Below are 10232 nucleotides of genomic sequence, written 5' to 3'. Positions count from 1 at the left end.
GCCTCTGACCCACCCCCTTTTGCCGTCCCGTCTCTTCACGGAGCCTCGCCATGCCCGAGTCCCGTCTCCGCCCGGACCCCGAGGAAACACCCATGCCCCAGCCCAACTTCGCCGGTTACCACATCCGCAAGTGGTTCACCCAGACCGAGGACACCCTCGCCAACGAGACAGGCGTCCTCGCGGACGGCGAGCCCGTACGCAAGATCGTCATCGCGGCGGCGATCCACAATCCCTACGCCGGACGGTTCAGCCAGGACCTCGGCGACATTGTCACCGAATCGCCCAAGCTGGGTGAGGAGTTCGGCCGGCGGATCCAGGAGGCGGCCGGCGGCCTCGCGATCCAGAGCTACGGCAAGGCGTGCCTGGTCGGCGCGGCAGGCGAGTACGAACACGGCAACGCCTTCCTCACCGCGGTCTTCGCGAACCCGGTGCGCGAGGCGGTCGGCGGCGGGAAGTCGTGGGTGCCCTCGACCGGCAAGCGAGGCGGGCCCGGTACCGAACTCGACGTTCCCCTGGCCCACAAGGACGCCCTCTACGTCCGCTCGCACTACGACACCATCACGGTGCACTTCTCCGACGCCCCGAACCCGGACGAGGTCGTCGTCGTGTTCGCGTTCGCCACGCGTGGCCGGCTGCACGCCCGGCTGGGCGGTATCAACGCCGACGAGGTCCAGGGCCAGGACGGGCTGCACTGAGATGGCCGCCGACACCTCCGCAGTGGGGCAGGACCGCTTCATCACGCTGGGCGGCCTGCGCACGCACTACGTCGAGTGGGGCGACGAGGACCGGCCCGCGATCGTCATGCTGCACGGACTGCGCAGCTACGCCCGGACGTTCGAGCCGTTGGCGCAGCGGCTCGGCGGCCGCTACCGCGTCCTGGCCCCGGACGCGCGTGGGCGAGGTGACAGCGACTGGGATCCGAAAGGCGAGTACTACACGGAGTCCTACGTAGCCGATCTGGAGCAGTTCGCCGACCGCCTGGGCCTGGACCGGTTCGTGCTGCTCGGTCATTCCATGGGCGGCACCACCACGTACGTCTACGCCGCGCGGCACCCTGAGCGGGTGGGCGCGGCGGTCGTCGAGGACATCGGGCCCGGCTCATCGCTGTCCGGCGAGGGAGCCGAGCGCATCAAACGCGAAGTGGCCAACACTCCCCGGGACTTCCCCAGCCGGGAGGCGGCCCGCGCGTACTGGCGCGGCATCCGTCCGCACATCTCCGAAGACGCCCTCGACTCCAGGCTGCGGCACACGCTCGCTCCGGACGACGAGGGACGGTGGCGCTGGACGTTCGACCTGGCGGGCATCGCGGCAGCCCGCCTCGATCCGGATCCGGCCCGGCAGGTGGACCTGTGGCCGTACGTCGACGCCCTTCGGTGCCCGACCCTGATCGTCCGGGGCGGGGAGTCGGACTTCCTCCCCGCCGCGACCATGGCCGCGATGGCGCAACGCAACGCGCTCATCCACACGGTGGAGATCCCCGGGGCAGGCCACTACGTGCACGACGACGCCCCGGATCTCTTCCATCACCGCCTCACAAGATTCCTCAGGAGTTCGGAGGTTGTCCGATGACCGAACCCGTCGAACACCGCACCCAGGTCGCCGTCGTCGGCGCCGGGCCCGTCGGAGCGACGGTCGCGAACTACCTCGGCCTCTACGGGGTACGCACCCTGCTCATCGACCGCAGTGAGGGCATCGTCGACTACCCGCGCGCGGTCGGCATGGACGACGAATGCCTGCGCAGTTTCCAGGGCATCGGGCTTGCCGACGAGATGCTGGCCGACATGATCCAGAACGTGCCGCTGAGAATGTTCGCCGCGAACGGCGTCTGCCTCGCCGACATCCGGCCGGAAACCAAGGAGTACGGCTGGCCCCGGCGCAACATCTTCATGCAGCAACTCGCCGAGCGCACGCTGCGCGTAGGCCTCCAACGCTATCCCCACGTCCGGCCTCTGCTGGGGCACGAACTCGTGCGTGTGGAGCAGGACGGCACCGAAGCACGGCTCCACGTCAGGGGCCCCCAGGGCGACAACGTACTCGTCCACGCCGAGTACGTTGTCGCCGCCGACGGCGGCCGCAGCACCGTACGCGAGCAACTCGGCATCCCGTTGAGCGGCGACACCCACCCGCGCAAGTGGGTGGTGATCGAGTGCGACAACGATCCACTCGACGCCCCGTACACCGGGCTGCACGGCGACCCCAGGCGCCCGTACGTCTGCCTGGACCTGCCCTACAACTACCGCCGCTGGGAGTTCATGCTGTTCCCCGGCGAGGACGCCGAGGCCATGCTCCGGCCCGAGAAGGTACGCGAACTCCTCACCGGGCACGTGCCCGATCCCACGGCCCTCAACATCGTCCGGGCCCGCGTCTACACGCACCATTCGCGCGTCGCCGACCGCTTCGTGGACGGCCGGATCTGCCTCGTGGGCGACGCCGCCCACCTCATGCCCCCTTGGGCAGGGCAGGGCATGAACACCGGCATACGGGACGCGACCAATGTCGCCTGGAAGCTGGCGGCGGTCGTCACCGGCCGCGCCCATCCGAGGATTCTCGCCACATACGACACCGAGCGGCGCGAGCACGCCAGGACGATGGTGAAACTGTCGGACGCCCTCGGCCGGTTCCTCGCACCGACTAGCCCCACGGTGGCCCGCGCGCGCGACACCCTGTTGCGCGGACTCACGGTGGCACCGTCGGTGCGGGACTGGGTCATACAGATGCGGTTCAAGCCTGTGCCCCGGTACAGCGAGGGCATCATGCTGCACCGCCACGGGACCGTGCGGAAGAGTTCACCGGCGGGCCGGATGCTCATCCAGCCCAGGGTCGAGACCGCCGAAGGGCGGGTGCTGCCGCTCGACGAGACACTCGGCGAGTGGTTCGCCCTCATCGGCTACGGCACTGATCCGCTCGTACATCTGGATGCCGACTCCCGCGCCTTCTGGGACCGTATCGGCACCCGTTACCTCACCATCGTCGAATCCCGCTCCGGTCGGTCCCGTACCGAGCGGCGCACTTCGACGACGGACTCGGTGACGGTGGAAGACGTCGACGGCACGCTGCGGGACTGGTTCGCCCAGCACCAGGGCAGCATCGCCGTCGTCCGCCCCGATCGGTATCTGGCGGCCCTGACCGAGCCCCGAGACCTGGCGACGGTGAGCGACGCCTTCGAACGACTCGTCGCGCCTTCGCGGTCCGCGGAGTTCAAGGATGCCTGGCGCTCGATTCCCGCGACGGAGGGCGAGGCGTCGTGATCATCGAGCAAACGTGACCACCTTCTCAAGCCGGGGCGCCGGCGTGCCCCTCTCGCTACGGATGTGCGAGCGGCTCAGCCGCCTCGCCGCTGCTCGGGGCGGGCGGGCGCGATGATGGTGGGAGTACATCCGGGCGACACGACGGCGTCCGGTCCGAGGACTTGGCAGCGCGTCAGTCCGTGCCGGGACCACAGTGCGGCCGTCCACGCGCAGAGGAGCGCGTCGATGAGGTCTTCCCGATGCTTGTAGTCGACTGCGCCCAGAGGTGAGGGCTCATCGAGCAGTCGACGGGAGACCGGATGGGAAGCGAGCAGGAGTGGCGGGTCGGCGGTGGCCAGGCCCGCCATGCGCGCGATCAGCACGTCGCACTCCCGTGCGCGCACCGCTCGCCACTGTGCCGCCGGCACTCGCGCCGGTCGGCGCTTGTAGGTGGGGCGCTCCCGGCCGTAACCCAACTCGGCGGCCCCGACCAAGGTCGTGTACGGATAGCACTCGGACACCACCAGCCCACCCGTCCGCGGGCCGTCCCTGCCGTCGTCGTAGGACCAGCCGGACTCCTGCAGCCGTTCCCGCAGGAAGACTCCGGCCAGGCGGGGAGAGCGCTGGTTGGTGCTGTTCGCGCTCACCTTCCAACGGCCGTACCTCCGGCCGACCTCCCGCTCGCACAGCCGCTGGCCGGCTGGATTGTCAACGACCAGCGGCGCGTCGACGAAGGCCAGGGTCGATCCGTCGACCGCTGTTTTGGCCAGCCATGACACGGTCTCTTCGATCCCGGAGGTCCAGCCGCATTCGATCACCACGCCGCGACTGTCGAGGGCGGCCACGCCGGTCTCGTTGGGCCGGGTACGGGCTCCACCCTGCGCCCACGCGAGGTCGATGCCGATGAAACGCTCAATCCCCATGCGTCGGTAGTACCAGAGAATCCGCCACCGGCGCGGCGCCGTCCTCTTCCTCGACGAGCTGGGCGAGTGCGCTCGCGAGTGCGTCGAGTCCCGGGCCCGCCGGACCGCCAGGCTCGGACATGTAGACGTCCCGCCGGATCTCGATCATCAGGGCGCTGACCCGTGCGTCGTTCCCGTAGTACTTCAGCGGAACGTACGTCCCCTCGAAGGGACTGTTGACTCCGGTGCCGCCGAAGCCCGCGAACGCCTTCCCGGCGCGGGCGAGCAGATCGGCCGGGGTGTGGAAGGCGTCCTGGCCCAGGCAGATGGGCGGCCGGCGTCCGTCACCGTGGAGCTCATAGGGCAGGCGCTCGGTCGGGTAGGAGTGGACGTCGATGATCACGGCCCGTCCGACGGCGTCCAGCCGCTCGGTCACGGCGTCCGTCATGGCGGCGGCGTACGGGTGGAAGTACCGCTCTATGAGCGGCTGTCCGTCGTGGTCGGCCGGTCGCAGCTCCTCCCTGTGGGTGGTCTGCGTGTAGACCGCGCCCATGCCGACGGCCAGCATCTCCTCCCGCTCGTCCGGGAACCGTTCGGGGTCGACGACCAACCGCGACAACTGGTTGACGAACCGCCAGGGCCTCGTGCCGCAGCGCTCTGCGGCCATGGCCGCGAGCCGAGCGGTGTGCGAGTCGGTGATGTGGTCCAACTCCCGTTCCAGCGCGGCGTCTTCGAGCACAATGCCGCTTCGTACGTCCGCCGGGATCGCCCGCGAGGAGTGCGGGACGTGCAGGATCACAGGGGAGTCCGATGCGCCCGGGAGGAGCAGAGAGGAGGCCGACACGTCATTCATTGTGGGGCCGGCAAGCTGTCAACGCCCGTGCCCCAGCGGGTCTTCGGCGACGCGGATCGGCTCTGCGAGCGCGGTTGCGTAGGCGGGGCGGGCGAAGACGTATGGCCCCAGGGGGAGTTCACCCCACTCCCTGCGGAAGGGTTGCCGGAAGGAGGTCCAGGTAACGGTCTCGGGGGTGGTGGTGATCATCGCCAGCAGGGGCCAACAGCCCCAGACACCACAGCAGCAGCCGAGGACCGGGGTCGCGCCGGTGGAGGGATGTGCGAACTCGGGGGCGGGGTCACCGAGGAAATGGCGTGCGGGGTCGCCGACCTCGGAGACGTAGAGGCCGTTGTGCTGGGTGAGGAGGAAGCGCTCCTGCTCGGCCTGAGTTTCCTCCTCGTGCTCCTGACGCCACAGGTCGCGGGTGGCGTCGGCGACATGCACACGCAGATCCGTGCCGTCGATACGGAAGCCCCACAGGAGGGCCGATGGCCGTTCGTCGTCGGGGTAGTTCAGAAACTCGATGCGCTGCATAGCCGTCATCCTGAAGGGCAACAACCGCCCGCGCGACCGCGTTTCGCTGGTCCCGACGGCGGACCTGGTGTCCGAGGCACGCGACGGTGGAGCAGGTCAGTGCGCTGGCTTTGGATTGAGCATCGCGGAAAGGATCTGACCTAAATGCTGCTCGATCCCGGAGAGTATCCGCTGCCTCAGGGCAGGCCATCACCCTCACGCCGCTTCTCACCCCCGGCCGGTACGCGGCAGTCACCTGGGTCACCAGCATCCACGACGCCCGCCCCCTGTCCGCGTACGGCCAACACCGCATCCACACCGTAGGGTGAGCGGTTTCGACACCGCGCCTGCGCCACCGTTCGACATCTCCCGCCTGCCGTCTGCGCAGGCAACGGCAGTTACGGCGGGAGGAGTACGCCGACAGCCGTCAGCCGGCCGTCCACCCGCCGTCCACGGCCAGTGCCGACCCCGTGGCGAACGAGGCGCGGTCGCTGCACAGCCACAGGGCCGCCTGGGCGATCTCGACGGGATCTGCCATGCGTTTCTGCATCTGGCGGGCTACGAAAGCCGTCCCCAACTCCGGGTAGGCCTCCACTACTTGGTCGATCATTTCTGTGCGGGTGGTGCCGACGACGAGCGTGTTGATGCGAATACCGTGTGCCGCGTACTCGGCCGCTGCGGCCCTGGTCATGCCGAGCACCGCGTGCTTCGCGGCGACGTAGGGCACGGGGGCTCCAGTGGCCCCCATGGCGGCAGTGCTGGACGTGTTGACGATCGCGCCCTTCCCCGCTTCGAGCATCACCGGGATCTGGGAGCGCAGACAGTTCCAGGTGCCGCTGACGTTGACGGCCATCGTGCGGTCGAAGAGGGCCTGGTCGAGCTCGTGCAGAGGGGACAGGTCATCGCCGGCGAAGCCTGCGTTGTTGAAGGCCGTGTCCAGAGCGCCGAAGTGCTCACCGGTCTCGTCCACGGCGCGCTGTACGTCCTGGGCGACCGAGACGTCGCCCGCGCTGATCGCCGCGCGGCCGCCCAAGTCGTTTATCTCCTGGGCTAATTGCTTCAGTACGTCCTCGCGGCGGGCCATCAGGAGGACCGCCGCTCCCTCGGCGGCGAAGAGGCGAGCGGCGGCCTCTCCGATACCGCTCGACGCACCCGTGATCATGACGGTCTTACCGGCCAGCATTCCATTCGTGTCACTCATGCGGCGAGTAAACCTGCTGGGGTCCCTGGAACACACCCTTCCGTCCGGACGCGGCAGTACGCCACGCTGTGGCACCGATACCCGGCCACGGCCGGGCAGGCCCGCTTCGGTAGCCTCGGCCTTCGTCACAGCGCCCATATGTGCGCCATGAACTGGGGGTCGTGCGGTGCGCGGGGAGAAGACCGAGAGGCCGGCGAGCCGGGCCGACATCGAGGTGCGCTTCCTGCGGGACTGGGGATTCGAACTACCGGATTCGATCTTCCGGTTCTGGGAGTTCCTGAGTTCCCTGGCCCCGGCCGAACACCAGGCCCTCCGCGACCTCGACGTGTCCCCAGCCGGCATCATCGACTTGTTCGCCGACACCGGTCTGCAGCCGCGCCAGGGCATCGACGTACGAGTGCACGGCCGCTACTACCGTGACCCGCCCGAGTTCCTGACCTTCATGCACGGCGGCTCCGACGGCCTCCACCACGGCCTGTGGTTCGACGACGGCCGCACGTGCCGTGGAGTCGCCTCCTACTACAACAACGACGGCGGTGGAATCGACACAACGTCGGGCACACCGCTGGAGGCGCTGCGCGCGATCCTCGAACGCTGCTGGCGCGACCTCGATGACGACGTGCAGGACGAGGAGGTATCCGCGCGGCGGTCCCGCCTGTCCCTGCTACGCGATGCGCTGACCGTCGTGGAGACCGGGGACCGACCCGAGGTGGGCATCGCCTACTCCACGGCCTACGACACGATCACCCCAGCGGTGGACTTCGCCCGGATCACCACGCTGGACGGCGCGGGCGCACTCGTGGCGGGCGAAACCGCACTGGACCGCCCTGCCCACGGCCAGGCCGACGAGTACAAGTTCGCGACGTACATGTACGCCCTGTTCCAGGACCCCGCAGCCCTGCAGGCCTGCGTGGAGGAGGCCCGCCGCCGTTGCTCGGCAGGCGCCCCGGCGGAAGCCCTGGTCCTCGGCCGTGACCTGCACTGGGCCTCGGGCGGTGACCCGGCCCGCGAAACACTCGCGAACGAACTCCTCGTGATGGCCTACCGCGCGCTGAACCGCCCCTCACTGGCGGAGATGGCCGGTGCACACCACCGTCACCGGTCCTTGCCGCGAGTAGACGTCCTGGAGAAGACATAGCAGCCGCACGGACGCGGCAGTACCGCCACCGACGCGTACGGCGGGCGCTGACGGCCACCGAGGCCACTGCGCGGCGGGCCGCGCGGGCCCTCACGGCTCACGGCGGCGGCTCGGTACGAGGCAGGGTCCGGCGGAATCACCCGGCAGGCGTGGGCCAAGGTGTGCACCCTGGCGCTCCTGGATCAGGCTCGCCACGCGGGACGTGACGTCCTCGGCAATCCGACGGCCATGTCCAAAGTTTCTGCGCGTTCCGGCGAGGTGAGCGACCAAGTCCCTACGAGGCATGATCAGTGGATGCGAGGTGTGGAAGACCAGTCGGGTGGGGGGAATGTGGAAGAGCCAACGGAGATCTCGTCGCCGAAGGAGGCCGCGGACAATGCGCTGGTGCTGGCGTTCGGGCGGTTGCAGGGGGCGGCGAACCGGTTGGAATACATCCTCGGGCGGTCGCTGGAGCTGGAGTGCGGCATCAGCCATCTGATGTTCGAGGTGCTGCTCATCCTCGGGCGGGCGGGCGATCCCGGGCTGTCGATGCGGGCCATCGCCCAGGAGCAGGTGCTGACCACAGGCGGGGCGACGCGTCTGGTGGACCGGATGGAGGCGGCCGGACTGGTGGAGCGCGCCGAGGATCCCGGTGACAGGCGCGGGCGGCTGGTCCGGCTGACCCGGTTGGGAGAAGAGACCACAGTGCGGGCGTCCCGGGTGCACGTGGAGAACATCCGGCGTTACTTCCTGGCGCCGCTGCCGCCCGAGGACCGGGAGCGGTTCGCAGAGGACCTGCGGATCCTGAGCCACGCCGCACGGGAGGAGCTGCCCCGCCTGCCGTGAACGGCCCCTCTTGGCTGAGGTGTGGCGGGCGTCACGCACGTAGGGAAATATCTGACGGGTCAGTTACTGTTTCATCAGACGAATCGCTCGCATTCGGCAAGCGCGACACCTTTGCTGGGAACCTTCGATGAAGCTCGTCTACGTCTTCGACGCCTACTGCGGCTGGTCGCACGGGTTCTCCGGAACTCTGCGCGAGACCGTCTCCCGTCATCCCGAACTGCCGGTCGAGGTGGTCTCCGGCGGCCTGTTCACCGGGGCGCGCCGGGTGCCGATCCGCGAGTTCGGCCACGTCCAGGGCGCCAACACCCAGATCGCCGAGCTGACCGGCGCAGAGTTCGGCGATGGCTACGAGCGGCTGATCGCCGACGGATCGTTCGTGATGGACTCGGAGGCCGCCGCGCGCGGCGTCGCCGCTCTGCGCCGGGTGGCCCCCGACCGCGCGGCGGAACTGGCCGACGTCCTCCAGCGTGCCTTCTACGTCCACGGCCTCAGCCTCTCCGACCCCGCGACCTACCGGAAGGTCGCCGAGGAGGCCGGTCTGGACGCCGACGCCGTCGTCGCCGCCTTCGACGCGCCCGAGGCGCACAACGCGGCGGCGGACGACTTCCACCGCTGTGCCGAGCTGGGCGTCACCGGCTTCCCCACCCTGCTCGCCGTCGACGGCGTCCGAGTCACCGCCCTGGCCCGCGGCCACGCCACCGCCGACGAGATCGACCGGCGACTGGCCGCCCTGACCACCACCCCCACCCACTGAATTTCCACCCCCTCCAGGAGGCCCCGCATGAGCACCCTCTCTTTCAAGATCTTCGACCTCGACTTCCCGGCCGGCAGCAAGAACAAGACCGCCACGCTCGTCACCGGTGAGCAGGAGGCCCTGCTGGTCGACGCCGCCTTCACCCGCGCCGACGGTCACCGCCTCGCCGCCGAGATCCTCGACTCAGGCAAGAAGCTGACCACCGTCTTCGTCAGCCACGGCGACCCCGACTTCTACTTCGGCGCCGAGGTCCTCGCCGACGCCTTCCCCGACGCCATCTTCGTCGCCACCCCGATCGTCATCGAGCACATCCAGCACTCCTACGAGGGCAAGCTCAAGGCCTGGGCGGCCCTCGGCCCGAACCTGCCCACCCGCCTGGTCGACCTCACCCCGCTGACCGGCGACCTCACCCTCGAAGGCCACCGCTTCGAGCTCAAGGGCGGCCCGACCGGCCTTCCCGACCGCCACTACCTGTGGCAGGCCGAGCACCGCGCCCTCCTCGGAGGCGTCCTGCTCTTCCAGCAGGAGCACGTCTGGATCGCCGACACCCCCACCCCGGAGCACCGCTCCGTCTGGATCGACCTGCTCGACGAGATGGCCTCCCTCCAGCCTGAACTGGTCGTCCCCGGCCACCGCCTGCCCGGCACGGCGGCCGACTCCTCCGCCATCACCGCCACCCGCGACTACCTCCTCGCCTTCGAGGAGGAACTCGGCAAGACAGCCGACGGCGCCGCGCTGACCGAGGCGCTCGTCAAGCGCTACCCCGACAACGGCATGCTCATCGCCGCCCAACTCGGGGCGAAGGTCGCCAAGGGCGAGATGAAGTGGGGCTGAGTG

The 10232-nt window shown here is 69.4% G+C and carries 11 protein-coding genes; 7 read left to right on the top strand and 4 right to left on the bottom strand.

Annotation, left to right across the window (positions count from 1 at the left end):
* Positions 1-50: 50 nt before the first annotated feature.
* The 3 genes from G6048_RS31675 to G6048_RS31665 are packed head-to-tail and all read left to right on the top strand — an operon-like array spanning position 51 to position 3248.
* Positions 51-695 carry an amino acid synthesis family protein gene (locus G6048_RS31675; RefSeq protein ID WP_235990576.1) on the top strand — a complete coding sequence of 215 codons (645 nt, stop codon included), beginning with the start codon at positions 51-53 and terminating at the stop codon, positions 693-695.
* A 1-nt stretch (position 696) separates the two neighbouring features.
* Positions 697-1569: an alpha/beta fold hydrolase gene (locus G6048_RS31670; protein WP_165343033.1), complete on the top strand. Its 873-nt coding sequence runs from the start codon at positions 697-699 to the stop codon at positions 1567-1569.
* Positions 1566-3248, top strand: coding sequence for a bifunctional 3-(3-hydroxy-phenyl)propionate/3-hydroxycinnamic acid hydroxylase (locus G6048_RS31665; RefSeq protein ID WP_165343032.1), 1683 nt, complete (start codon positions 1566-1568; stop codon positions 3246-3248). The genes G6048_RS31670 and G6048_RS31665 overlap by 4 nt, the downstream gene beginning before the upstream one ends.
* 74 nt (positions 3249-3322) lie before the next feature.
* Here G6048_RS31665 and G6048_RS31660 read toward each other — a convergent pair whose 3' ends face one another.
* From G6048_RS31660 to G6048_RS31645, 4 genes are all read right to left on the bottom strand, one after another.
* The gene (locus tag G6048_RS31660) at positions 3323-4150 is read right to left on the bottom strand and encodes a DUF429 domain-containing protein (protein WP_165343031.1); all 828 of its coding nucleotides are present in this window, start codon (positions 4148-4150) and stop codon (positions 3323-3325) included.
* Complete coding sequence (locus G6048_RS31655) at positions 4140-4982, bottom strand: N-formylglutamate amidohydrolase (protein WP_165343030.1); 843 nt, start codon at positions 4980-4982, stop codon at positions 4140-4142. Before G6048_RS31655 ends, G6048_RS31660 begins: the two co-directional genes overlap by 11 nt.
* Before the next feature lie 18 nt (positions 4983-5000).
* On the bottom strand, positions 5001-5498 hold the full coding sequence (locus G6048_RS31650; protein ID WP_235990574.1) for a hypothetical protein: 498 nt from the start codon (positions 5496-5498) through the stop codon (positions 5001-5003).
* A gap of 406 nt (positions 5499-5904) precedes the next feature.
* On the bottom strand, positions 5905-6678 hold the full coding sequence (locus G6048_RS31645; RefSeq protein ID WP_235990573.1) for an SDR family NAD(P)-dependent oxidoreductase: 774 nt from the start codon (positions 6676-6678) through the stop codon (positions 5905-5907).
* 166 nt (positions 6679-6844) lie between these two features.
* On the opposite strand from G6048_RS31645, the gene G6048_RS31640 reads away from it, so the two are divergent.
* The 4 genes from G6048_RS31640 (at position 6845) to G6048_RS31625 (ending at position 10229) form a co-directional block, all read left to right on the top strand.
* Positions 6845-7816: an ADP-ribosylation family protein gene (locus G6048_RS31640; RefSeq protein WP_165343028.1), complete on the top strand. Its 972-nt coding sequence runs from the start codon at positions 6845-6847 to the stop codon at positions 7814-7816.
* Between the two features lie 294 nt (positions 7817-8110).
* Positions 8111-8641 carry a MarR family winged helix-turn-helix transcriptional regulator gene (locus G6048_RS31635; RefSeq protein WP_165343027.1) on the top strand — a complete coding sequence of 177 codons (531 nt, stop codon included), beginning with the start codon at positions 8111-8113 and terminating at the stop codon, positions 8639-8641.
* Positions 8642-8768: 127 nt separating this feature from the next.
* Positions 8769-9395, top strand: a complete 627-nt coding sequence (locus G6048_RS31630) for a DsbA family protein (protein ID WP_165343026.1) — start codon at positions 8769-8771, stop codon at positions 9393-9395.
* Between the two features lie 27 nt (positions 9396-9422).
* Positions 9423-10229, top strand: a complete 807-nt coding sequence (locus G6048_RS31625; protein WP_165343025.1) for an MBL fold metallo-hydrolase — start codon at positions 9423-9425, stop codon at positions 10227-10229.
* Positions 10230-10232: the final 3 nt, after the last annotated feature.

Source organism: Streptomyces ureilyticus (assembly GCF_011045025.1).
GTDB lineage: Bacteria > Actinomycetota > Actinomycetes > Streptomycetales > Streptomycetaceae > Streptomyces > Streptomyces ureilyticus.
This window is presented reverse-complemented; position numbering and strand designations above follow the sequence as displayed.